This is a genomic window from Bradyrhizobium sp. CIR48 (assembly GCF_014198315.1).
Classification (GTDB): Bacteria; Pseudomonadota; Alphaproteobacteria; order Rhizobiales; family Xanthobacteraceae; genus Bradyrhizobium.
Window position 1 is genome coordinate 74,816 of the sequence record NZ_JACIHG010000003.1, and the last position, 23,987, is coordinate 98,802.

Annotated in this window: 15 protein-coding genes and 3 pseudogenes; 9 read left to right on the plus strand and 9 right to left on the minus strand. The window is 59.4% G+C overall.

Annotated features, from left to right (window positions below):
• Positions 1 to 799 precede the first annotated feature (799 nt).
• Positions 800 to 1,114, plus strand: coding sequence for a co-chaperone GroES (locus GGD66_RS10760; protein ID WP_183257666.1), 315 nt, complete (start codon positions 800 to 802; stop codon positions 1,112 to 1,114).
• Positions 1,115 to 1,198: 84 nt separating this feature from the next.
• Entirely contained in the window at positions 1,199 to 2,839 is a 1,641-nt protein-coding gene (groL, locus tag GGD66_RS10765) for a chaperonin GroEL (RefSeq protein ID WP_104463750.1), read from the plus strand.
• A gap of 734 nt (positions 2,840 to 3,573) precedes the next feature.
• On the opposite strand, the pseudogene GGD66_RS41305 reads toward groL, so the two are convergent.
• Positions 3,574 to 3,873: pseudogene (locus tag GGD66_RS41305) on the minus strand (transposase); the annotation flags it as partial.
• Positions 3,874 to 4,354: 481 nt separating this feature from the next.
• Here GGD66_RS41305 and GGD66_RS41310 point away from each other — a divergent pair.
• From GGD66_RS41310 to GGD66_RS10790, 5 genes and pseudogenes are all read left to right on the plus strand, one after another.
• Positions 4,355 to 5,080, plus strand: a complete 726-nt coding sequence (locus GGD66_RS41310) for a hypothetical protein (protein ID WP_183257667.1) — start codon at positions 4,355 to 4,357, stop codon at positions 5,078 to 5,080.
• The gene (locus tag GGD66_RS41315) at positions 5,074 to 5,331 is read left to right on the plus strand and encodes an alpha-L-arabinofuranosidase C-terminal domain-containing protein (protein ID WP_183257668.1); all 258 of its coding nucleotides are present in this window, start codon (positions 5,074 to 5,076) and stop codon (positions 5,329 to 5,331) included. The genes GGD66_RS41310 and GGD66_RS41315 overlap by 7 nt, the downstream gene beginning before the upstream one ends.
• Before the next feature lie 808 nt (positions 5,332 to 6,139).
• A complete protein-coding gene (locus tag GGD66_RS10780) occupies positions 6,140 to 7,690 on the plus strand; it encodes an acyl-CoA dehydrogenase family protein (RefSeq protein ID WP_183257669.1) in 1,551 nt (516 codons plus the stop codon).
• Between the two features lie 762 nt (positions 7,691 to 8,452).
• Entirely contained in the window at positions 8,453 to 8,761 is a 309-nt protein-coding gene (locus GGD66_RS10785; protein ID WP_312014303.1) for a transposase, read from the plus strand.
• 7 nt (positions 8,762 to 8,768) lie between these two features.
• A pseudogene (locus GGD66_RS10790) lies at positions 8,769 to 9,314 on the plus strand (transposase); the annotation flags it as partial.
• 173 nt (positions 9,315 to 9,487) lie between these two features.
• Here GGD66_RS10790 and GGD66_RS42175 read toward each other — a convergent pair.
• The 8 genes and pseudogenes from GGD66_RS42175 to GGD66_RS10830 all read right to left on the minus strand — a co-directional run bounded on the left by GGD66_RS42175 (position 9,488) and on the right by GGD66_RS10830 (position 20,291).
• On the minus strand, positions 9,488 to 10,858 hold the full coding sequence (locus GGD66_RS42175) for a Ulp1 family isopeptidase (protein WP_312014104.1): 1,371 nt from the start codon (positions 10,856 to 10,858) through the stop codon (positions 9,488 to 9,490).
• 170 nt (positions 10,859 to 11,028) lie between these two features.
• Positions 11,029 to 12,180 (minus strand): hypothetical protein, encoded by a 1,152-nt coding sequence (locus GGD66_RS10800; protein ID WP_183257670.1) that lies wholly within the window; start codon positions 12,178 to 12,180, stop codon positions 11,029 to 11,031.
• A 1,223-nt stretch (positions 12,181 to 13,403) separates the two neighbouring features.
• Positions 13,404 to 13,853 carry a YopT-type cysteine protease domain-containing protein gene (locus GGD66_RS41325; RefSeq protein WP_246788822.1) on the minus strand — a complete coding sequence of 150 codons (450 nt, stop codon included), beginning with the start codon at positions 13,851 to 13,853 and terminating at the stop codon, positions 13,404 to 13,406.
• 413 nt (positions 13,854 to 14,266) lie between these two features.
• Complete coding sequence (locus GGD66_RS10810; RefSeq protein ID WP_183257671.1) at positions 14,267 to 14,506, minus strand: hypothetical protein; 240 nt, start codon at positions 14,504 to 14,506, stop codon at positions 14,267 to 14,269.
• Positions 14,503 to 16,133: pseudogene (gene tnpC / locus GGD66_RS10815) on the minus strand (IS66 family transposase). The gene GGD66_RS10810 and the pseudogene tnpC overlap by 4 nt, the downstream one beginning before the upstream one ends.
• 75 nt (positions 16,134 to 16,208) lie before the next feature.
• Positions 16,209 to 16,556: an IS66 family insertion sequence element accessory protein TnpB gene (gene tnpB, locus GGD66_RS10820; protein WP_183257672.1), complete on the minus strand. Its 348-nt coding sequence runs from the start codon at positions 16,554 to 16,556 to the stop codon at positions 16,209 to 16,211.
• The gene (gene tnpA / locus GGD66_RS42355) at positions 16,553 to 16,948 is read right to left on the minus strand and encodes an IS66-like element accessory protein TnpA (protein ID WP_183257673.1); all 396 of its coding nucleotides are present in this window, start codon (positions 16,946 to 16,948) and stop codon (positions 16,553 to 16,555) included. Before tnpA ends, tnpB begins: the two co-directional genes overlap by 4 nt.
• Before the next feature lie 3,136 nt (positions 16,949 to 20,084).
• On the minus strand, positions 20,085 to 20,291 hold the full coding sequence (locus tag GGD66_RS10830; RefSeq protein WP_183257674.1) for a hypothetical protein: 207 nt from the start codon (positions 20,289 to 20,291) through the stop codon (positions 20,085 to 20,087).
• A gap of 2,135 nt (positions 20,292 to 22,426) precedes the next feature.
• Here GGD66_RS10830 and trpD point away from each other — a divergent pair.
• Together trpD and GGD66_RS10840 are read left to right on the plus strand one after the other, a co-directional pair.
• On the plus strand, positions 22,427 to 23,440 hold the full coding sequence (gene trpD, locus GGD66_RS10835) for an anthranilate phosphoribosyltransferase (protein ID WP_183257676.1): 1,014 nt from the start codon (positions 22,427 to 22,429) through the stop codon (positions 23,438 to 23,440).
• A 261-nt stretch (positions 23,441 to 23,701) separates the two neighbouring features.
• Positions 23,702 to 23,887 (plus strand): hypothetical protein, encoded by a 186-nt coding sequence (locus GGD66_RS10840; protein WP_183257677.1) that lies wholly within the window; start codon positions 23,702 to 23,704, stop codon positions 23,885 to 23,887.
• Positions 23,888 to 23,987 lie beyond the last annotated feature (100 nt).

Sequence of the window (23,987 nt, forward strand, 5' to 3'; positions counted from 1 at the left end):
CCGTCGGTTCTCTTTGAAACGTGCCCGGCAGGCTGATCTCTCGTGCGCAGCAGCTAGCCAATCACCTCGATCACAGTTGCGCAAAATGTGCTCTGCCGACTGACGGTCATCATCTCAGATTCGCTGACGCATTTGCGAGCAGCTCCGGGCGATCCCTTCTTCGGAATCATCTGTCCTTCGGAGAAGAGCGTATGAGGTCAAAGCTCCGACGCACGCGTTGCCGCGTGCACGCCTCCGCAGCGATCATCTTCGATCACTCGATCGGGGTAAATGCAACAGGTGTGAGCGACCGTGCGACGTCTGGAGACGGACAATTCGATGATGGCCTTTCTTGGAGTACGCCGCCTCCCACAGGAAACATCGCCTGAGTTTTCGCGATAGTTGGCATATTATTGCGACTACGTCAGACTGATCGAGCGATGCTCATCGAGCGGGTCTTGTGCAGGTCGCCGGCGTCAACTGCTAGATGCTGCCGTCAGACGAAGCAATCATTTGCCAACCACGCGGTCGTCGTTGAAACACGCGGCGCTTCGATCGGTGTAACGGCCGCCCGTGCAGTGTTGAGGACCCCTGGGTTCAAATCCATGTTTCGACGAAACGCAATGTCATTTTAGCAACAGCTTGGCGGGCTGTGTAGCTGAGGGCGTTTGCTTCCGGACAAAGACAAACGTTGGCCAGGCTACGATTCAGTAGAACTGCAGGCATCGATCGTTCAGCCCATTTTTGGCCTGATCCTTGCTATAATTGGGCTTGTCACAATGTGACTATCTCTAACTTGTTCAACGCTCAGGAGACTCGCATGAATTTCCGCCCGCTTCACGACCGCGTCGTTGTCAAGCGCATCGACGCCGATGAGAAGACCGCTGGTGGCATTATCATTCCCGACACAGCCAAGGAAAAGCCCTCGCAGGGCGAAGTCATTGCAATCGGCCCGGGCGGCCGCGATGAGACTGGCAAGCTGATTCCGATCGACATCGAGGTCGGGGACCGCGTGCTGTTCGGCAAATGGTCGGGCACCGAAGTCAAGATCGACAGCGAGGAGCTGCTGATCATGAAGGAGAGCGACATCATGGGCGTTCTCACCGATGCGTTTCCCAAGAAGAAGGCCGCCTAACCAAGCGCTCGCACAGCTCACTCCCTGACGAGCGCCCACTTAGGCGCGCTGAAGGATGAGATAACAAGAACTGAGGGAATCTTTATGTCAGCCAAAGAAGTCAAATTCGGAGTAGACGCGCGGGACCGCATGCTGCGCGGCGTGGACATCCTCGCCAATGCCGTGCAGGTCACGCTCGGCCCGAAGGGCCGCAACGTAGTGCTCGACAAGTCGTTCGGCGCGCCTCGCATCACCAAGGACGGCGTTGCCGTCGCCAAGGACATCGAACTCGACGACAAGTTCGAGAACATGGGCGCGCAAATGGTGCGCGAAGTAGCTTCGAAGGCGGCGGATGCTGCCGGCGACGGCACCACCACTGCGACCGTCCTGGCCGCCGCGATTGTCCGCGAAGGCGCCAAGTCGGTTGCCGCCGGTATGAACCCGATGGACCTGAAGCGCGGTATCGACCTCGCGGTCGAAGCCGTGGTTGCGGATCTCCAGAAGAACTCCAAGAAGGTCACCTCGAATGAGGAGATCGCCCAGGTCGGCACCATTTCGGCCAACGGCGATGTCGAGATCGGCAAGTTCCTCGCCGACGCCGTGAAGAAGGTCGGCAACGAAGGCGTGATCACGGTCGAAGAGGCCAAGTCGCTCGAGACAGAGCTCGACGTCGTCGAGGGCATGCAGTTCGACCGCGGCTACATCTCGCCCTACTTCGTCACCAACGCCGACAAAATGCGCGTCGAGATGGACGACGCCTACATTCTCATCAACGAGAAGAAGCTCTCCTCGCTGAACGAGCTGCTGCCGCTGCTCGAGGCCGTGGTGCAGAGTGGTAAGCCGCTGGTCATCGTCGCCGAGGACGTCGAAGGTGAAGCGCTCGCGACCCTGGTCGTGAACCGCCTGCGCGGCGGCCTGAAGGTCGCGGCCGTCAAGGCTCCGGGCTTCGGCGATCGCCGCAAGGCCATGCTGCAGGACATCGCGATCCTGACCGGCGGCCAGGCGATCTCGGAAGATCTCGGCATCAAGCTCGAGAACGTCACGCTCAACATGCTCGGTCGCGCCAAGAAGGTGATGATCGACAAGGAGAACACCACGATCGTCAACGGCGCCGGCAAGAAGGCCGACATCGAGGCGCGCGTGGCCCAGATCAAGGCGCAGATCGAGGAGACCACTTCGGACTACGACCGTGAGAAGCTCCAGGAGCGTCTTGCCAAGCTCGCTGGCGGCGTCGCGGTGATCCGCGTCGGCGGCGCGACCGAGGTCGAGGTGAAGGAGCGCAAGGATCGCGTTGATGACGCGATGCATGCGACCCGCGCGGCTGTGGAAGAAGGCATCGTCCCGGGCGGCGGCGTCGCCCTGCTCCGTGCCTCCGAGCAGCTCAAGGGCCTGCGCACCAAGAACGACGACCAGAAGACCGGCGTCGAGATCGTGCGCAAGGCGCTTTCCTGGCCGGCCCGCCAGATCGCGATGAACGCTGGTGAAGACGGCTCGATCGTGGTCGGCAAAGTCCTGGACAACGAGCAGTACTCTTATGGCTTTGATGCGCAGACAGGCGAGTATAGCAATCTTGTCTCCAAGGGCATCATCGACCCGACCAAGGTGGTCCGTATCGCGGTCCAGAACGCTGCCTCGGTGGCCGCGCTCCTGATCACAACGGAAGCCATGGTCGCCGAGCTGCCCAAGAAGGGCGGCGCCGGTCCCGCGATGCCCCCGGGCGCCGGCATGGGCGGTATGGACTTCTGATCCACTTTCTCAAAGTGTCGATGACCGTGCAAAACCCTGGCACGAATGCCAGGGTTTTGCTTCGGCGAGCTTGCAACGTAGCCCTAGCAAGCCGTGCCAATGGCCGAACCCATCGGCTAATCCGTATGAACGGCGGTAGAGCCCAGACCGAACTTGCTTGTGACTTTTCCTTCGGCGGCGACAGAGCCTTGGCCAAGGTAAAACGGGTCCAGCACTGCGATGGAAGTGTGTCGCTATTTGAGTCTCACGAAGCTGCCTCTGCCGAGTGTTCGAACCCTTCGTCTGGGTTTATCGGGTGCCGCCTACCGCTTTCGACCCTCTTGCCCGTGGACCCAAGCGCCCACATGCCCTTTCCTGGCTCGCACTTACATCTGATGGCGAGAGGCTTATTTGAAACCCCTCAGCGAGAATGCGCATCATCAAAAACCACGAGATATCCTGCTGAAGTGTCATGATTTACTGTAGGCTCTATTTTTTTCCGCGGATGGGCTCCGCTTCGCCTAGGGGCCGCCAACTTCGCCGCAGCGTCCTACCATGATATCTGTGTTACAGAGAGTGTGTGTCAGCAGGTTGCGCAATCGACGCTGTTGAGCATACGGCCAAGCAGATCACGGGGAATGACTTTTTCTGAGGATGCAGCGGGACCGAACTTTGGACTACTCAAAACTAGAGTTTTACGCCTCTTGTAGCGAGACCGAAGTTTGGACCACCCAAAACTAGAGTTTTTCGCCTTATCACGTTGGCGGGCTGGTTGCGCCGACGTGGTTGTGCAGCAAAATCGGCGGTCGATTGCCGATCGCCCCATGGGGCCGTTCCTCGTTATAATAATTTGCGCCAAGTCTACACTTTTTCCTGGGCGTCCGCAGGGGACAGGAACCAGTGGGCGTTGAGACATTCGGCCCGGAAGCGACCGTTGAAGGGCCTGGACGCACTGTCGTTTGGCTTGCCGGGCCGCCAAACACAGTGTGACGCCGTGCTGTAGCCCTCAGAAGATTGCGCGAGACTAGCTCGCTGCCCTGCTCGATGCGGATCGTCGACATCCCAATTCCTTGTGGCTCCTTTCCGGTATCCCCACGACGTCGCTGCCGAAGGCCCGCACTCAGCAACTCCCAAAATAGATGCGGATCGGCTTCATGGAGTTCTCTCCGGTACCGGCACGAATTTTGATTCGTTCCTTTCGCACACCATCAGCCACGTCGTAACTATCATCAGCCGAAGGCCAGCCGAGAAGAATTTGATGAAAGCCAACGTTCTGATCGATCGCGACTTCACCATTGGTCGCACGGACCTCGTCTGTTTGGTGCTTTTGTCGAACATCTGGGCCGATGCATCTATGGTGGCATCTACGAGCCCGGCCATCGGAGCGCAGACAAAAGAGGTTTTCGGAAGGACGTGCTGTCGCTGGTGAAGGAGCTCGGCCCGCCCCTCGTTCGATATCCTGGCGCAATCTCGTCTCCGATTACAAATTGGGAGGACGGCGTTGGACCACTAGAGACGAGGCCGGCGCGCCTCCACTTGGCCTGGTTCAGCACCGAGCCAAACAGCTTCGGCACCAATGAATTCACGGGCTGGTGCACGGCGGCCGATGTCGCGCCGATGATTGCCGTCAATCGGGGGACCCGCGGCGGCGATGCCGCTCGCAATCTGGTCGAGATACTGCAACCATCCCGGAGGAACTGCGTGGTCGGAGCTCCGCCGCAAGCTCGGCTGGAGGACGACCTCATGGGATCGAGCTGTGGTGCCTCGGCAATGAGATGGCGGGCCCTGGCAGATAGGGCAAAACAGTGCCGCCGCTTACGGGGCAGTTGCAAGAGAGGCGGCCAAATGATGCGGCGGGTGGACCATACCATCGAACTTGCGGTGTGCGGTTCATCGTTGCGCAACATGCCTAGTTTCGGCCAATGGGAGGAAACGGTCCTCAAACACTCCTTCGACTACGTCGACTACATTTCAATCCATACTTATCTCGAGAATTACAGTCACAGCGCCTCATTTCTCGCGAGCACCGACGTGATGGACGGCTTCATCGATGAGGTCGTCGTCCTAGCTGATGCGGTTGCGGCCAAGCGGCGCTCCAAAAAGCGTCTTGTGCTGAGCTTCGACGAATGGAACGTCTGGTATCGAACGCGCAACGAGGTTGCCCCGGCGGTAGACCGCTGGTCAATGGCGCCCCCGATCCTTGAGGAACTCTATACAATGGAGGACGCGCTCGCCTCCGGCGGCGCCTGCATTCCATGTTGAATCACGCCGATTGGGCGAGAGTTGCCTGCCTGGCGCAACTCGTGAACGTCATCGCGCCGATCAGGACTAAGACAGGCGGAGGTGCGTGGCGCCAAACTATCTTCTTTCCTTTTGCGCATATGAGCCGCGTTGGTCGCGGAAGCATTTTGCACGCGCAAGTCGAGACGGAAGCCTGCTATGCGTCGTACAACAATACTGACGATAGACTGGTCGGACTTTCCCAGCGCCTGATGTGCCGTATCTCAAGATAGGGGCAGTCGCCGAACAAGGCGGCGGCTTGTCGCTCTTTCTGCTCAATCGTGATCTGAAGCAGGATGGAGGTGAGCGTCGAGGCCAGAAGCTTCGTTCCCCTGACAGTTCACGAGCGGCTCGAGCTCCGGCACGATGATCTGATGGTGGCAAATACCGAGAATGCGCCGGACAAGGTCAAGCCGGCGCCCTCGCAAAGCGTGGCCTTTGCCCGCGGGAGGTTGCGACGCTCAAGCCGGCGTCATGGAATGTGTGTGATCTACCTGGCGCCACGTTGAGAAGATGAAGGGTCCGCGAAGGCGGCGGCAAAGGATCAATCGTGATCGCGGTTTAGGTTCTTGCTTGAGCATGATTTTCGCGAACGCTATTAGGCCGAGAGCGTGAGCACATCGCAAAGGTGTGAGCGCTGCCGATCGCACCAGGGCCAATGATCGTGGCCAACGGCAGTGATGGGTGATAGTCCCCTGCCGCGATCAGCGCGTCCGCCGCCGCGCCCGGCCCAGATTATCTGCACGGGGTACGACAAACTTTCAGGCCGCCGCATTCTGCGCCTGCACGACATCATACTATCATCGTCTTTCGCCCGACAAGCAATCGGCCCGTTCTAGAGCGGCGCGCCCTACCAGCGCGTGGCTCCGATAGGTTATATCGACAAGCTTATCTTGATGAGAGCCCGCGCAGCGGCCGCAATAAATTCGAATACCGGAGACGTGCTTATGCTGCGCTTGCATCCACACTATACCAATGTGTAACCGAGATAGCCACGGGGATGAATTGGCACGAAGCGCGACCGGGTTCATTGTGGGCCTTATGACTATCTATACTCAAGTTTACGCCCAATTTAGCGAGGCGCAGGAACGCAGAGCCGAGGGCCGTGCGGCTGCACTATACTCCAGTTTGATCGCTGACCTCAGTCAGCTGAATTTCGCTGACGCGGATGACCGCCGAGCATTCCCTCCGACCCTACACAGCATATTGGCAAGGCATGGACTGTTCGGGCTCACCACACCAGGGGAGCATGGCGGATTAGCTCTTCCCTTGCAGGAGGCCATCAACCTCATCTCCGCCACTGCATCTTTCGATGTCTCCGCTGCCTCTACCCTCGTCATCCATAACTTCCTGGCCTTGCCCTGCATCCAAGCGGCACCGCACATCCCCGAACAAAAGCATATCATTTGGGGTGCAACACGCGGCGATCTCTGCGCTTTCGCTTTGACGGAGCCCGGAGCTGGCTCGGCCCCGAGGCACATAGAGGCTTCGGCTCTCATGCGCGAAGATAAAGTTCGTATCTCTGGCCGCAAGATCTGGATCGGCCTCGCTGACTGGGCTCGCTGGATCGTTTGCTTTGCGCGCGCGTCTGGACCCGATGCAAAAGGTCGGCTCGTTGGTGTACTCCTTGACAGGCAAACTCCAGGCCTAAAGGTCACGCACGAGCATCGCACACTCGGTCTACGTGGCATCATTCAAAATACCCTGGAGTTCCACGATGTCGAGGTGCCGCGTTCTTACGTGCTCTCTCGCGATCAAGACGGCTGGGGCGCGGCGGCATCTAGTATGAACCGCGGCCGTATCGGTGTGGCTGCTATGGGTCTTGGTGCCCTTGAGCGCGCTATCCAGGTCGCAGCCTCTTATGCAAGCCATCGCCGGCTCGGTAAACTGCGTATGATCGAGAACAGCTACATCGAGCAATTATTTGGACAGATGGTCCTGCGGCGGGAAGTCGTGAAGGCGATGCTGGCCGCATCCTGCCGACTTGTTTCAGCGCTGGGCGCGCCAAACGTCCACCTTGCGTCGGCAACGAAGGTTTTGTCCTCGGAGTGGTGCGGCCTTGTTGCTGATCAATGCGTCCAGCTGTTAGGTGGCCGTGGTTACGATGAGGGAGCCCCTTTAGCGAAAATCTATCGAGACGCTCGCATCCTTCGCATCTTCGAAGGTCCGACTGAGGCGCTCCTATCACATCTCGGCCGCTGCCTCCTCTCTAAAGCCACGCGTGACGAAATAGCCGATCTCTTTCGGTCAGTTGGAGCGGCATCAGTCCATGCTGCTGCAATTGAGGAGCTCTCTGGGCTCAATGAGACAGACGGGGCCGTGCTGATCTATGCGGGTTGGCTCACCACATTGGGACTGGCAAAAGCTGTCATGTCTGCTGGTTGCTTCTCTGCCTCAGATTGCGCCGCAGCAGCGGCTGACCTGGTCAGTTCCGAACTTGCAATCCTCCGTACTCGCGCGCCGGGCCGGCAACCTGTCGAAGTCCGCAATCGGGCTAGTCGGACTCTGACCACCTTCCTTGAAGACGCGGCTTGTTCTATTCGCTCACCTGTCCTCACAGACGATTACCTTAGATTGGTGCAGTATGTCTGACATCTGGCGGATGCCGGAGGTCTTTCCCACCTGGTGGGCCCGCGCGCAATGATGCAGCTGCGGAGAGGCGAAACATCCCTGAGCACTACCATGTCTAATTCCGGCAGGCTGCTATGAGGGCCTAAGCTAATCTCGCTCCGGGCGGCGCCGCAGCAGCAAAGGTTTTCGCGTTCAGGAGGACCCGATCCGCTCCTCGACCCGGCGCCGCTTCAGAAGAATGGGCCGCGTCGAACAACTTCAGCACGCTCCGTACCCTATCGATGATGGCCAGCCACCGTTTCGTGGTCCCCCATGGTCGATACTGACGCCACCGTGCTTGCGCGGCTGACGACTGCGCGATAATGCGTGTTCCGACATTTCTCGTAATGCGCCCGAGAAGCGCTATGTACCCCGGAAGGGCCGCCCTACACTCAGAAGCCCCGCGCCCTTCATTCCTGGTACTGTTTCGCTCCATTGGAACGCGGCGTCGAAGCGCATGCCGCAGCGAGATGATCGCCATGACTTGGCCAGGCCATGAAGCTTCATGTTGTTTCGGGCATGAGCGGCGAAGCAGTATACTGGACCCATCAGCCATGTGTAAGCCGTCTGACGGTCTGGCTTAGGATCAATATCATCGAGCCATTCGATACCCGCCCTTGCGATACTCGCAGATGGTCCAGCGAAAGGGCGACACACTCTCTCTCGTAGAGCCGATCCAAAGGCGATCATCAGCTCATCGCCGTGTTCCGAGTGATGGTGTAGCTCGGTAGAGCAAAGCCGCCCATGAACCTGCGCACGCTCGTTGAGAAGACCTCTGATGCCGATCTGTTGCACGAGATGATCGGCTTTGCCGCCCAGCCCGTGATGGAGCCGCAAATGGATTGCCAGATCGGCGCCGCCTATGGCGAGAAGACCCCCGAGCGTCTGGCCGAACGCAACGGTTGCCGCGACCTGACCTCGATAGACCCGAGCCGGCACGATCGAGCTTCGGATCCCCAAGCAGCGCAAACGCTCCTATTTTCCGGATTTCCTGGAGCCGCCGCGCATGGCCCAGAAGGCGCTCACCGCCGTCATCTCGACCCGCTCGGTTGACGCCTTGGTGCAGGGCAAACCGGACTCTCCAATCGCGCTGGAGGCGGTCAGACACCTCGATGCGTTGTTCGAGATCGAGCGCACCATCAACGGCCGGGACGCCGACGAGCGGCGCGCCGTGCGCCACGAAAAGAGCAAGCCGCTTCTTGAGCACATGCACGCCTGGTTGTTGCGCGGGCGCGAAGCCCTCTCGCGCTCCTCCGAGGTCCTGAAGCCTATGAATTACATGCTCAGGCGCTGGGACGACTTCAACTGCTTCCTCGACGATGGCAGAACTACTTGACCAACAATTGCGCTGAGCGCGCATTGAGAGGCATCGCCTTGGGAGCGCCACTGGACCTTCGCTGGTAGCCAGCGTGACGCCGACCGTCCCGCCATCGTGCTGACGATGATCACGACCTATCGCCTCAACGACGTCGAGTCCAAGGCCTGTCTCACCGAGGTCCTGGCCCGGATCGCCGATCTTCCCGCGATACGCCTGCACGAACTGCTGCCCTGGGAATGGAAGCTCCTCCGCCAGGCCGATAAGCCCGCCGGTCAGCAAGCCGCCTGACCTTGACACAACCGATCATAGAGCTCGTTGTGCCCGCGTACATGCGTCAATCGGGCGGACTTCGTCTATGCGTACTCAGCTCCTCACGTGAGACACACTATGATGCTCTGCGAACACACCGATTGCGGATCTTCGATCGGCGAGAAGCGCATTCACTCAGTCGCGCGCCCTGTTCAGTTGAAGCCGACACCAGCGCCTAGTCGGTCCCGCAGTGCCTGCCGATTGATGACAAGATTGTTGAGGTTCAGGTCCGGCCGTCGTGCTGCCAATCGCCTAACCAGTTCCCGGGTGCCGTCCACGACAAAGACGCCGCAGTCATAACCGTTCTGCTGCTGTCTTATCGGCGCCTGTTGCAGGTTAGCGTCGAGCCGTCCTGCGAGTTCCGCTGCGGGCCTGTCATTGTATCCCCGGGTGGAGTCGTAGTGATAGGCGACCGGCCGGCCCTGATCGCGGCGATTAACCAGCAGCAGCGACCAGTGACTGCCGCGCCGATGTCTATCCGTATCGCTGGCATCGCTTACCGGCAGGAACAGGAAGTCGGCTGTATCATGGCGAACCCACCCTAATGCTCGTTCGGCGACCTCCTTGGAGGGGGATCGCAACATTTGGGCAATCAGGGGATCCACGAACCGCGTCCGGGCGGCGAGATCCGGATTGTTCTGCTGCAACTCCTGCGCCAGGAGCTCATAGTCGCGCTGGATATGCTCGTCACCCAGCCACTGCGTGGGAGCCAGCACGGGTCCGCTGCGGTGGCCGGCAGAGGCAACGGTAGCCGAGGGGCCGATCTGAGCACCCGGGACAGGGGACGGGCGAGGATGATGGATGAATTGCGCACCGCGGCGTCCTCGCGGCCCCGGTGTGATCGAGTGGGTCTCATCGTTGATGGAGACCTGGGTTGGGCCGCTGAACTGGGTCGGCAGGACCCCAATATTATTCAGGACATCGAGCAAGAAAGTCGGCACCGGCTGGGATCCCTCCTGCCACTCCTCGTCGACTCGGTATCCGATGTGCTCAAGCTCCTGAAGTACGCCCGACCGCCCGACAAAGAACGCGGGCTTACCGGCAGGGCTGAGCATCGGCCCTGACTGAGCATCGTCTCGCATCTGCTGCGGTGTGTACGGCAGATCAACCAAAGAGTTGAGACCGCGGTAGATGTCTGACGACTGAGCTGGCGCGTCTGATAGTTCAGTAAAGACCGGCGGTCTGGCGGCAGCCCCACCCGCCGCCGCTGACTGAGCATCGTCTCGCATCTGATGCGGTGTGTACGGCAGATCAACGAAAGAGTTGAGACCGCGGTAAATGTCCGACGACTGAGCTCGCGCGTCTGATAGTTCAGTGAAGACCGGCGGTCTGGCGGCAGCCCCACCCACCGCCGCTGACTGAGCATCGTCTCGCATCTGCTGCGGTGTGTACGGCAGATCAACGAATGAGTTGAGACCGCGGTAGATGTCTGACGACTGGGCTGGCGCGTTCGACGGTCCGGTGAAGAGCGGCGGTTTAGTGGCGGCCCCACTCACCGGCGCCGACTGAGCATCGTCTCGCATCTGCTGCGGCGTGTACGGCAGATCAACGAATGACTGAAGACCGCGGAAAATGTCTGCTGACTGAGCTGGCGCGCCCGATGGTCCGGCGCAGAGCGGCGGTGTGGCGGCAGCCCTACCCACCGGCGCTGACTGGGCATCATCTCTCACCTCCTGCGATGAGTACGGCAGATTTACGAAAGAGTTGAGACCTCGGTAGATCGCCGACGACCCATCTGGTACCGCTTCCGGCGTCGGCCACGCAAACTCGTACGGCAGGTGCGGCGACCACGTTGAGTTCGACTCGCCACGCCCGGCTCCCCACCCGCCTGGTCAGGGAAGTCGCCCAGCGCAGCGTTCGCCTCGACGAGCCATAGGTAGTTCCGCAGACGATCGAAGCCCATGTCCGCGGTTCGATGGGCTTTTTTAAAGTCCGTGTAATCGTCGTTGAACGACTTTTGCTGCTCGCTGGTGCCGGTGACTCGGCTCACCATGCTCCCCCGCCCCTTTCTTTGAAGCCAAGCACCGAATCTTCGTTGGTTGCGGGCCAGATCTTGAACAACTTCTCTCCGGCTAGTCTCCTCGGGTTTGAGCATGCTCAGCTCTGCCTTTTCCAGGCCATCAATGATGCGGGCGTCATCGGGGTAAAGATGCAATGTGGGCGACGGCACAGCACGACCGCTGGGCTCCCGAGACGCACCCGCTTCGGAAACGTGCTCGGCATCGCGAACCTTGTTTAACGCGAACAATAGAAGCTCGTCCTTCGGGAACAACTTCTGAGCGAATTCAATCCGCGCAGCGTAGTCTAGCCCGGATATGGAGTAGCCCGGAAGATTAAGCGCGTTAGAAAATCTGCGAAGACTACGATCATGACGAGCAGCGCTGCCTGTCGTCATGCCACTGGCATTAAGCCGCTCTGAGAGGGGCGCGTCGTCCGCTGAGGGGATCGTGCGCGGCCGCCCGCCGGAAGCTACATAGCTCGGATCATGATACGCACGAAGAACATTCAACCCTTTCTTCATGTCTTCGTCGTTAGGGAAGTAAGTCTTGACGTGACGGACCAGGGACTCGTGGTCTCCCAGATCAATCTTTTGGCGATGAGCGCCAAGATCATGTCCAAGTCGGCGAAGCGCCTGAGTATAGCGCTTAATCGTCTTCGGTTTTGGTTTTTTCTGAGCTGCGTATTGGGCAATGGCCTTATCGATAAGTTCCCGATCTTCTGCAGAGAGATGGGGATGGTGGTTGCGGCCGCCACCGGAGACAGGACCCGGATGGGGTAGGCGCGCCTCGGCCAAGTGCTGCTCAAAGCCCTCTTGCCCGGCATGGCCCCCCTGGTTCTCTTCCAAGACGGCGTGTTGCGGGCCAAGCTGTTACATTGGATGGATCGAAATTGTAGGCGTCTAAGCTAGCCTCACGTCCAAGAAATCAATTGAGCTGATCCTATTATCGATAGGCTTTCCAGAAGCTGACGAGGCCGTCGCTCGTGAAGCAATGCATCGCCACATCTGCAGAACGAAACTGCCCCGCGGCTCTCAATGGTCGCGGGGGGGATTCATGGGTTTCAGGACCCGCCTTCCTCGCCGCCGATGAAGCCTTCCGGCGGCATGGGGCCGACGACTCGTCATTGCTCTGGCTGAAAACGGCATACCGGCGGCTCCGCACTTGTCCGCCGTCGATCTTCTCTCCCGGTCCGATCACTTTCGAGCTTGATCGATGGGCCCAGCTGTCGTCGAAGTCGCAGAGATAATGGATTGCCTTTCGTGGATGATGCCGCAGAGCCGCGCCTTTGCAATATCGATGGGTTTCTGCTGACACCTTCTCGCGGCACATGGCATATGCAAGTTTCACGATCTCTTTGAAGAGATAAGCTTATGTCTATGCTTGAACATACCCTTCAGTCGGATGTCCGCTGGACAGATGGGTGGGTTCCAGGCAGAAGGACATCGACCCACGCCGGCCGCTTTCGCACTTTGTGAATCTCGTCGGGTTCGTCAGCTTTCGGAAAGCTAGTCCCTGTACGGTGACGTCGAAGTTAGCGGCGCGTGGTAGGGACAGCGCTTGCCCCGTGTATGCGTGGGGCTTTGGGGCGCCGAGTCACGTTTCTGCTAACTTCAACCAGTGCGGGCGTGGCAGCGACAGCGTCTGATCCACCAGCCCGACCAGCGCCGAGTCGCGCCCGCGCTGCTCTAGGTGTGAGACTGGGATCATATAAAAACCATCGGACAACGTCTTCCAGATCAACTAATAGCCGGCTTGCGCCCGCTCCGCGGAGAGGGGCTCCAGGCGTAAATTCAGAAAAATTGCTTTGTAGTCGGCTCCGCGCAGAGTTTGACCGTCAGGCTTCGAACGAATACAGTGCATAGTGTTATCACTGTCGGTTCCGGTTTTGGGATCTTCAACCAGAGCCGCGCGCGTACAGGGCGCCACATCCATGTTCCCTACCGTGGTTGCACTGTCGGAGGCGATGCGGCTGTCCGGCATCGATCACGAAAGATCCACTCGCGGGCCTCGGGTCTGTTGCAACCTCCGAAACACTCACGCCGTCCTTTGCGTGACGACAGTCGATATATCATGTCGGTTCGGGTTCCTGTAGCAACAACTCACCCATCTGATCTGACCGAACGGTAAATTCCGCATAATTAGGATCAAAGAGGGTCGTCATTCCATTCGATGTCGACGTTGCGATTGTGTGGGCGCCACCTGCGGCGAAACGCAAGCTGACCAAATAGATCACCCCATCGTCAGTGACCTCATTCACGATTTGGTCAATGCGCGAAGATGTACCAAACCTATATCGCGTCTGTTCGGCGAACGGATCTAGGCCGGCTTCGCGTAACATCGTACTTTTTGCCTGAAGGTTGTGAGAACCTTCCGCCCCATCACTTCGCAATAGACTCTTGAGGTCTTCATACCGCTGCTGCCGCATTGCCGCTGCGTTATGATTTTGAGTCCCCAGGTGCAGCGCCCTCATCCGGGATGAAGGGCTGCTCGGCAGATTGAGGAGCCATTCCGCTGTCATCCAACGTAGATTCCGTTGACATTGGCCTCGGGCAATTCAGCAGCCCTGTATTCGAACAGAGGACGGATAGGCCTCGCTGAAGAGGATGGATTTGAGCTGGACGACAGAGAGGATGTGCTGGGGTCTAAGGTGCTTGGACTATGAATGATTGCATCTGAGGTCTGCGGCTTGCTGCAGCAGAGCCCCATTTTGTCGGACAATTCCCCAGATGGCGGGCTCTCCCGTTGAGCGAGATCCGTCAACGTTTGAGCAAATTCGTAACCGTCCGCGGACCGACTCGGTTCGTCAGCTTGATCAGGGCGTGTGGATCGGCCACTAACTCGATTATACATGCCGGTTCGCCCGCTTCCTCGGCGTACTTTTCCTCAGAGCGAGCGCGGCTGCTTAGTATCCATTCGGCGTAGGCCGCAGGGTTACCGCTTGAGCAGTCCGGGGTTCTCTTTGTAGAGCTTGATGAGCTCGATCAGGTTTTCGATTCCGAAGTCGGTGAACGCCTGGACGCCGTCTTCTCCGACGCCATAGACCCAGATGACGCCGTCCTCGGTCTCCATTTCGTTGGCGATGTCCCACAACCAATCTTCGTCTTCGCCGAGGTCTTTGGCGACCTTGGTAATGGTGGTGACGTGATGGACCTTGTTGACGTGGGTGGTCATGCGGCTTGAGCAGAGATCGCCGATGGCGTCCAATTCCAGGGCAGAAGCTCGTCCAGCCGATGAGCCGGCTGGGCAGCGATCCGGGCGAGGACATCCGTAAGCCATGCCTGCGGGTCAATGCCGTTCATTTTCGCCGTGACGATGAGGCTGTACATGGCTGCGGCGCGGCGCCCTCCGCGGTCAGATCCGCAAAACAGCCAGGACTTTCGGCCCAGAGCGATGCCTCGCAAGCCGCGTTCGGCGGCATTGTTGGAGAGGCACACCCGTCCGTCCTCCAGGAACAGGGTGAAGCTCGCCCATCGCTTCAGGACGTAGTTGAACGCCTTGGCCAGGTCGTGACCGGGAGACAGTTTGGCGAGCTGTTCGCGCATGTAGACCTGAAGGTCCTCGACCAGGGGCCGGCTCAGCGTCCGCCGCACCTGAAGGCGCTCCTCGGCACTCTTGCCATTGATGGAGCGCTCAATCTCGAACAGCGCATCGATCCGGCGCACCATTTCGATCGCAATCGGAGACAGCGGGATTTCCTTTTTGCCGGCGGCCTTGCGCCGGGCATTCTCTTCGATGTCAGCCATGACGAAGAATGGGCGCCTTCCATGCGACCAGCAGGTCCGGGCTGACGCCCCGCCAGATAGAGCCGGTTGTATCCGTCATAGGCATCGGCCTGCAGGATACCGGCATATCGGGCCAGATGTGCCAGGGGATGCTCGCCCTTGCGGTCGCGTGAGTAATAGAACATCGCCGCCGGTGGCACGGCGCCCCCAAACGGCCGGTCGTCCCGGACATAGACCCAGCACCGTCCCGTGTCGGTCTTGCCCTTGGCCAGCACCGGCACGGTTGTATCATCGGCATGAAGCCGCTCGGCCGCCATGACATGGGCTTCCACCAGGCTCAGCAGGGGCTGAAGCGCCGTGCAGACCGAGCCCACGGCATCGGCCATGGTCGACAGCGCGATCGGCACGCCCTCCAGAGCGTAGCGCTCGGACTGACGGTTCAACGGCTGATGCTGACCGAACTTCTCGAACGTGATCATGGCCAGGAGGCTCGGGCCGGCCCATCCCCTGGCGATCGCATGGAACGGCGCCGGCGCCTGGCTGATCTTCTCGCAATCGCGACAGGAGAACTTCTCCCGCACCGTCTCGATCACCTTCCACTGGCGCGGCACCACTTCCAGCGTCCGGGTCACGTCTTCGCCGAGCTTGCGCAGGCGACTGCTGCCGCAGCACTCGCACGCCGTCGGCCCGTCGATCACCACCCGCTCGCGCGGCAGATGCTCGGGGAAAGTCTGACGTTCGCCGCGCTTGCGGGTAAATCCGCATACCGTCGTCGTCTTGGCGACAGCCCGTTCCGCCGCAAGCTCGTCTTCGGTGGCATCGGCTTCCAGCTCTTCGAACGTCAGCGCCAACTGCTCGATCAGGCGTGACGAGCGCTCCGACCGCTGGCCATAGATCTGACGCTCGAGCTTGGCAATCCGCAGCTTCTGATGGGCGATCAGCGCCTCGTCGTCCGACGCTTTCGCGCGGGCGACCGCGAGTTCAGCCGCGATCTCCAAACCCCTCGCGCGCTCGGCTGCCAGCGCCTCTTTCAGGGCGGCAACCTCATTCGGAACGGCGTCGCGATCAGCATCCATGCGACGCAGTGAATCACAGATTGGAGGCGTTGGGACTCCCCAGAGTGCCCGCAACCGCAGTTTCTTCGCTTTGGCTCAGCCTGCGCTCTGCGGTCGCCAACTCAATTGCGGATTCCGCCAGTCGATCCCCTCGAGCATATAAGCCATCTGCGCCGCCGAGATCGATATTGCCCCAGCCGACGCCGAAGGCCAGATGAACTTGCCACGGTCAAGGCGCTTGGCGTAGAGCGACATGCCTAACCCGTCATGCCAGAGGATCTTGATCAGATCGCCACGGCGGCCCCGGAAGATGTAGAGATCGCCCGCGTGCGGATCGCGCTTCAGAATCTCCTGAACCGTCAGAGCCAAGCTTCGCATGCCGCGGCGCATGTCGGTGTGGCCAGTCGCGATCCAAACCCTGACGCCGCTCGGAATCGGGATCATCGTCGCCGCAGGAGCTCAAGAACACGTTGCAGCGCCTCAACGTCCACGTCGCGGTCAACGCGAACGCGACAGCCGCCGCCAAGCTCGATCTCGATCATGCCAGCCCTTGCATGCGGCGAAGGCGGTGAGGACGCTGGCTGTGGCATGCTGCTCAAGATCGGAGCCGCCACCGGCGTGATCTCGACGGGAACGAGAGCAGGCACGGCATCTCCGCCCAGTCGACCCTGGCGCGCTTGTCGACGCCAGGTGAACAGCAGGCTATGAGCTACCCCGTGCCGGCGCGCGACGCCGCACACCGTCTCGCCAGCCTGCAAGGTCTCTTCGACAAGGCGAACCTTCTCGTCGTAACTCCACCGCCGTCGACGCTCGGCGCCCAACACATTGACCTGCATTCGCCACGTGACCTTAAAGCTAGACTTAAGGTCAAATCCTCGGGCCGCACCTCAAACTACACAAGGCGGCCGCTGCCGGAGGGATACGCTGCTTACGCTCTGCTTGCGAATGATCTTGCGGCAAGCTGACGACGAGCTGACAACCAGATATTTTGGCGAAGCTACCACCTCCCCCGCGCCTAGTTGGTGTCTCGACCGTCTCTGCTCATGAGCCCCGCTCCAGATGCGGGGTAGCCGACGAGCTCACGGCTGTCGCACGGCGACGACCGGCCGACCTTGTGTAATTCCGGATGCAGTCAGGGTGATGGGGCGACAGTGATGGGGCGACGGCGCCTTCGTCAAACTGAATTCGACCGTCGCGTTGACCTCGATCTCACCATCATCGCGTTATGCCGCCGGCAGGCACACTTCTCGCTCCAAAGAGTGCGCAACTCGCGTCGCCGGATCGCCCAGTAATTTCCTTGTGACCGGTCGTCGGCCCGGCAAGATGCTTTTGTTGCTGCCGAACCGCGTTCAGCACGGCTCCGCGATCTTTATTGGGATCAGCGCACTATTAGCTGCTCCTAGTTGATAGCAGCTAATTCAGGGCTCAGCCCCCCGCACACGGCACAGGCGATCAGTCCTGACATATACCCGCTTTAACGCCTCAGTTCGGCGGCGCCGAATCGGTGCTCCTGGAGCCGCTCGGCGTCACCTTCCCCTTGGATAAACTAACTCAGCTGATCATGATGTCGCGCTCATCCGCGCGAACAACATTGCTGCGTCTGAGGGCCCTAATCCAACGATGCCTACAAAGCTCGGCGGCGGCATCGGGATGTCCCGATGAGTGGGTCTCCACAGGTGAAGGCAATATCGGCTGTTATTCACATACTGCGAATGTGGCGGATGCAGTTGCATGACGCACTCCTCTTCATCCCAGAACAGGTCTTTGACAAAGCACATCTCTTCCCAGTTCGGGCAGCGCCGCGGCGTCGAGACAGCGACATGCTCCCAGCCAGGACGGACAAATCCACTTATCTTTAGTTCACACCCGCAAGGCCCCTGTACAAAGAACACGCCGCAAGGGCCTGATCCCGGAACCGTAGCGAACCGGCCGTGTTGCACGCGGCCGGCTTCCAGCTTCTCTATCATCCGCGTTCGCACGCTCGCTCCTTTGCCTTTCGGAGGGCCTTGAACTCGATGCAGATGACGTTGTCTCGCAACTCGTCAACCGGCTCGATCCTCGGCCCAGCGCTCCTATATCCCTCTTCAGAGCACCATCTGAGCAAGACGCAGCTGTCCATCATCACTCGTTCTCCTGCTATAGGCTTATAACGATCGCATTGTGGGCCGAACGCTCTGAGGGGCCACTGATTGCCGAGTATGAGCGGTAGCGATGGCGAATCAGTCCGTCGATCGCAACTTCCCGCTCATGATGCAACTCTGTCATCGAGCCCCACTCATGCGAAGCATCTTACTCACCGATGCCGGCCAGTATTGGTCGCACATCGCCGAATAGAGCGCCCATCAGCAACAGTAATGTCCGCCATCGCTCTCCCGCGATTCAAGCAAGCGTTAGTGCGCATTCATTCATGGCTACCTGCTTGAGCACAAGACACTGGCGGCTCCTCTCCTCAACGAATTGGTCGTCATCATGGCATGCTCCCGTAGTGACCTTCGACATCCACACTCAATGGTGACTCGCAAAGCCTGTGATGGCACCTGTTGATGCCGCGCGGCGATCAACTGCTTGATGAGATCGTACTTGACTATTCAGAGGTTCTCGTGAGTGCGAATGGTGCTCAATGCGCCATCTATGTGAACACGATTTAATTGTACCGGATCGAGTCGAACGGGTCTGCACCAGGGCCGCGGACGCCTGACATGAACTGTCTTCGAGCTGATAACATGAGCGGGTCGCCTGCCATCTCGGTGTCTCCTCGTAAGGTCACGGTCAGAAACAATGATTAGTCGATCTCAATCAGGGCGGCCGTCGACTGATCTTCCTGCGTCAATACGATGCAAGTCCCAGCTCATTGTTCATGGTATGGCGCTCGCGAAGCGCTGAGCCTTTTGCTGCCAATGCGGGTGTCCTCTTTCAGACATGGACGTCGCGAATCCGACCTTTGGCAGCGACTCTGTGTCGCCAACGCCCGACAGACGCGCTTTTGTTTGCATCAAGGCGGTGCCGATACTTCTGCGTCGTGGCATGTAGATTGCTGCGGTGACGGAAAGCGACCTTAACTGTACCGACGATACACGAGCATACCATCGACCGGAGGATCGCCGCGCAACAGACAACGATTCTGATACTCTCATGAAAGAGGACTGCGAACTTATGAGTGGTACGAGGCATGCAAAGCCCGGCATTTTTCGGTGGACCAGCGCGACGTCTGATGAAATGACGCATTGGCGCGCACCAAAGCACCCACCGATCAAGCATTACGGCGCCGATTGTCACTCCCGGCAGGCGCAAAGGAGGTGGAACCTTTGGCCCCTGGCCGCACTCCTCATAAATGCGCTGCTTTGGGCTGGACTCTACTGGATCATCGCAGCGTTCTTCTGAAATAATCTAGCGGATGGCAGAGGCGCGAGGGGCTTTCCGACGTCCCTCGCATGCCGCGGCCGCACCGAATGCGCGCGCACCATCAATCGGACGTGGAGCCCCCTTTCATAGACTTGGTTCCAGCGCACCTTCGCAAATCCGCCCCTCGGACGAACGCAAAGGAAATATTGAGGCATGACGCAGATATCTCGAATTGGCGAAACCGATACGCCATTGCAGCCGCGGCGACGTTCCAAACACTGGCCTGTAACAGCTGAACGTTCCGGCTCGCATGGCATATGGCCTCCCGCGTTAACCGCGACGCATTGACTGCAAATCGAGGTCTAGGGTTGCGCATTTTTTTATGAGGATTAGCTTTCGAGAAGCTGACTAAGCAAGTAGGCCTGAAGGTACGTTGGGCAGGCGGACTGCTCCGCCTTCACGTATATGTCGCGATCTGGAGCGCGGCACAGGACCGTCAGGATGCCCCGCCCTACGGTGCCCCCCAACGCCCCTTCCAGGCACTGACTTGCTTGCTGAGCGACATTTGCGTGGCCATTGGGTCCGGAGCGATCAACAGGCTGGCGCCTTTTGATGATCTGCAGCGTCGCTTTACAGCTCTTCCTCATGCCACGTATCGTCCTCGTCTTTGTGCATCTGCCACACGTGGGCGCGCCGAGCCAGCTTGTCGTATTCCACAGCAATTTTCAGCAGCCTGTCTTTGGCTTTTCCGTCAGCGAGCGCCTCCGCTTTCTTTCGCGTTGCTTCCGCACGGCCTCGCCAGTGCTCGGGTTGGTGGAGTTTACTTTTCGGATTCATGCCGAGAGCATGCAATTCGCAGATCAAAGAAATGCGACACCGTCCCTCCGTATAATCACGTAACCGCGGCGCTCGGGGTCTCGGGTGCCGAAGCGGGCAGTCGCCATGCACAGCCGCTATTCTGGAACACCACAGTGCGCGTTGGAGCCGAGGCTCGTACGAAGAATGCACAGCCCGACATCCTCAGTCGATCGGACGCACGAAGGGGCTTGAATCGCACGTAGCGTTAGATTGTACGATCCTCGACAAGCGGGAACCATGTCCGACAATTTAGACCGTTCCGGACACGTCATGAGAATTGCGAATGTTTCAAACATCTAAACTCACCTTTTGCGACTCGATCAGGACGATGAGATCCTCCAGGTGCATCCTTGTCCGCGCTTCGTCGGAGCTGTTCCTGTCGCGGCTGGACGAAATCGCGCGTTTCGAGCTCTGCACGGCAGGCGCTCCCATCACAGTAGCCTCACCGGAACGGACACAAGACGGAGGCTCCGCCCACCCAACGTCTTCACATAACGCGGAACACAGGCGTTATTACAGCAAACATAGTCTCGACGCGCGCCATCATGGTTCGCTCTGAACGATCGAATGCATCATCAACAGTGGCTTGAGCGCACCTGCGCTTTTGCCTGCTCTCTCTGCCTCGCGATAGCTGGCCCGGGCCCTTCAACCCGGCGTCGCGCCGGCTACGGCGTCATTAGTCGGTTGGCGGTAGGCTGGGCCAGAGTACCTAAGCACATGTCAGGTCGAAGCAATGCCTCGCGACATCCAGGCATGCACCGAATCACTGGAAACTCCATAATGACCACTTGCTGGGCCAGCTCAGCCGCCAGTGCTTCCACTCTTCGTGGTGCTCCGCCATTACGGCAGGTGTCGTTTCTGTCGTGCCGGACAGATGACCAGGACCGTACGCACCGCAAAAGCGGAAGAACGAGTATGCCGGCACCGTACTTAAGCAGTTCGGGCCTGAACGCATCCACACGGACTTGAAGGGATATCATGACTCAAAATCAACGAACTCAGCTGACTTCGCGCCTCAAAATCTACCGCTGCGCCAGCGCTCTTGTCGTCGCAATGACAGCTGTAATCCCCGGGCTGGTCAACGCGCGCGATCAAGCGCCGACCGCAGAAGAGAAAGAGGCTTGCATGGAGGACGTATTCCGCCTTTGTAGCAGCCACATACCAGATCGGGCCGCTATCACTGCCTGCCTCAGATCCAAGCAAGCGAGCCTCAGTCAGCAATGTCGCTACGTGATCTCCGTGCGAGACACTGGCAGGAAAAGCAGCGACTCGAAGTGACGATGTGGCGACCTGTTCGTTTGCCGTACCCGCAGAGTGGTCCCAGCGTGAGCTGCAGGACGGTCACCCGAGGTTAGGTGACGAGCATGGTCGCCTACAATTGACCAACACTCTGATTCAGTCGCGCTTGTCCAGATAGGCGAATGCATAAATTACCCTTCTGGCGGCCATTCGAGGGTCAGTTCTTGAAGAATATCGCGAGAGGTCAAGTTTCTATTATGCGGCCTTGGAAATTTGGGACGACTGCATTCTTGATCCGATACTAGAACTGCCCTCGCAATCGCATTGAACGCTTCGCTCGACGCGCCTCAGTACGGCGTACTCTGCTGTAAGGCAGGACCGAACATGACCGGCTCACCGCCTCAGGCGGCCGGATCGACGGGACGCGTCCATCGCGTCATGAAGGCCGACCTTCATTTACTATCAGGTGGGATTATTTTGTAGAGCCAGCTGAGACCGGGCTTGATCTACCTAGCGCCGATGGCCTCGAAGCCGGTAGAGGAAGCCCGGTGATCCGGCCGGAACAGCGCGGTAAAGAGGCCGCTGCGTACGCGGCAAGCGGGTGCGAGACAGTGTCATCGGTCCTGCGACAAGCAACTGCAGTGGCCGACGATCTCCTCTCGACGGCACCACCGAAATGGAGAGCTTGACCCTCACGTAGCGTCAGGTTGTAGCCTCGCCAAGTGTGCCCACAAACGGACTGCCGCCTCAAGCGTCAATGAGGCCATGCCGCGTGGGGCGGGCCGCTGCATCAAGGCAATCGGTGCCGGGTCTCTTCAAGGATGTCTCGCTGAACGGAAGAGCTCGAGGTTTGGACAGGGAACGTGTAAAGTTCGATGGAAGTGCTTAGATCGATCATCGGCAAAGTTGCCACGGGCGCCACTCTGACGCGTGAGGAAACTGCGTCAGCCTTCGACAGCATGATGTCGGGCTACGCAACTCCCTCGCAGATCGGTGCCTTGCTAATGGGGATGCGGGTCCGGGGCGAGACGGTCGAAGAAGTCACAGGCGCCGCCTCGGCGATGCGGAATAGAATGCGGCGGGTCGAGGCGACATGCGACCCCGTCGGTCTCGCTGGCACGAGCGAGACCCCTAAGTATTCGGTCAACGTGTCGACGTGTGCTTCCTTCATCGTCGCCGGGGCCGGCATCCCTGTGGCCAAGCATGCCAACCGCGCTGCGTCTTCGGGTTCAAGCGCCGCAGACGTGTTGGCGCGCCTCGGTGTGAAGGTCGCTCTCAAGCCTGAGGCCATCGCACGTTGCGTGCAGGAAGCCGACATCGGCTTCATGTTTGCGTCAGCCCATTATCCGGCGATGCAGCGCATCGGGCAGATCCGGACCGCAGTTGGAACCCATACGATTTTTAATCTGATCGAGGCTCTGTGCAACCCGGCCGGGGTCAAGCGGCAGATCGTTGGGGTATTGTCTCCCGAATGGGTGCAGCCTCTAGCGTACGTCTTGAAGAACCTGGGTGCCGAGACGGTATGGGTTGTTCATGGCTCGGACGGGCTCGACGAAATAACCCTCACAGGCCCAACGTTTGTTGCTGCGCTTGAGGCGGGTATAGTCCGCACCTTCGAAGTGACGCCGGAACAAGCCGGGCTCCCCCGCTGCCGCAACGACGCGCTGGAGAGCAGCGATGCGGAGACTAATGCCGTTGCGCTGCAAAATGTGCTTGACGGCGTACCAGGTCCATTTCGCGACGCCGCGCTTTTGAACGCGGCGGCGGCGTTGGTCGTGGCCGGGCGGGCCTCGACACTGCAGGAAGGCGTAGCACTTGGACAAGAATCACTTGATCGCGGCGCCGCAGCCGCTCGACTGAAGCGCCTGATCGCGGTTTCGAACGCCTGACAGCCGAGTTGGCCGATGTTCCAGTATTGCGACCAAGTCTACTGCTCACGAGCGCGAAAATATTGCAGCCACGAATGCACGTCACTTCTGCGGGATTTCAAGGAGCCTGCGCCGCCTGCGCTCGCCCTGACGAACGCAATTCGCGCTGAGCGCGGGGCGCGAGAGCCAACTTTCTTATCGACGAGAGCCTGTTGCAGTGCCCGGGTTGCCGAGGTGAGGACCCGCGACGAGGCGCGCGCTGCGCGCCAGAGGAGACAATCGATGATGTCCTTTCAGAGGATTGAAACACTCGGATCTATTGCAGTGATGGAACACATCATTCGGAAGTTTCGGGAATTGATCGATACGGATAGCTCAATCCCGCCGGAGCTGAGGGGTGCGCTGCACGCGACGCTCGATGAGCATCTTCTCGATGCAAAAAAACGTATTCTACTAAAAGTACATTAGGTGCGTCGATGCCGTCTTCATGCGGAGAAACTCTGGCAGGCGCGCGCCGGTACAGCAACCGGCATCATCTCGTCCGCACGGGACCCAGCGAGGTTCCAGC

What these genes read in the sequence shown, in the direction of transcription:
- GGD66_RS10760 (WP_183257666.1), top strand. Translation starts at nt 800, where the DNA reads ATGAATTTCCGCCCGCTTCACGACCGCGTCGTTGTCAAGCGCATCGAC.
- groL (WP_104463750.1), top strand. Translation starts at nt 1,199, where the DNA reads ATGTCAGCCAAAGAAGTCAAATTCGGAGTAGACGCGCGGGACCGCATG.
- GGD66_RS41315 (WP_183257668.1), top strand. Translation starts at nt 5,074, where the DNA reads ATGTTGAATCACGCCGATTGGGCGAGAGTTGCCTGCCTGGCGCAACTC.
- GGD66_RS10780 (WP_183257669.1), top strand. Translation starts at nt 6,140, where the DNA reads ATGACTATCTATACTCAAGTTTACGCCCAATTTAGCGAGGCGCAGGAA.
- GGD66_RS10785 (WP_312014303.1), top strand. Translation starts at nt 8,453, where the DNA reads ATGAACCTGCGCACGCTCGTTGAGAAGACCTCTGATGCCGATCTGTTG.
- GGD66_RS42175 (WP_312014104.1), bottom strand. Translation starts at nt 10,858, where the DNA reads ATGCGAGACGATGCTCAGTCGGCGCCGGTGAGTGGGGCCGCCACTAAA.
- GGD66_RS41325 (WP_246788822.1), bottom strand. Translation starts at nt 13,853, where the DNA reads ATGACAGCGGAATGGCTCCTCAATCTGCCGAGCAGCCCTTCATCCCGG.
- GGD66_RS10810 (WP_183257671.1), bottom strand. Translation starts at nt 14,506, where the DNA reads ATGACCACCCACGTCAACAAGGTCCATCACGTCACCACCATTACCAAG.
- tnpB (WP_183257672.1), bottom strand. Translation starts at nt 16,556, where the DNA reads ATGATCCCGATTCCGAGCGGCGTCAGGGTTTGGATCGCGACTGGCCAC.
- tnpA (WP_183257673.1), bottom strand. Translation starts at nt 16,948, where the DNA reads ATGCAGGTCAATGTGTTGGGCGCCGAGCGTCGACGGCGGTGGAGTTAC.
- GGD66_RS10830 (WP_183257674.1), bottom strand. Translation starts at nt 20,291, where the DNA reads ATGAATCCGAAAAGTAAACTCCACCAACCCGAGCACTGGCGAGGCCGT.
- trpD (WP_183257676.1), top strand. Translation starts at nt 22,427, where the DNA reads ATGGAAGTGCTTAGATCGATCATCGGCAAAGTTGCCACGGGCGCCACT.
- GGD66_RS10840 (WP_183257677.1), top strand. Translation starts at nt 23,702, where the DNA reads ATGATGTCCTTTCAGAGGATTGAAACACTCGGATCTATTGCAGTGATG.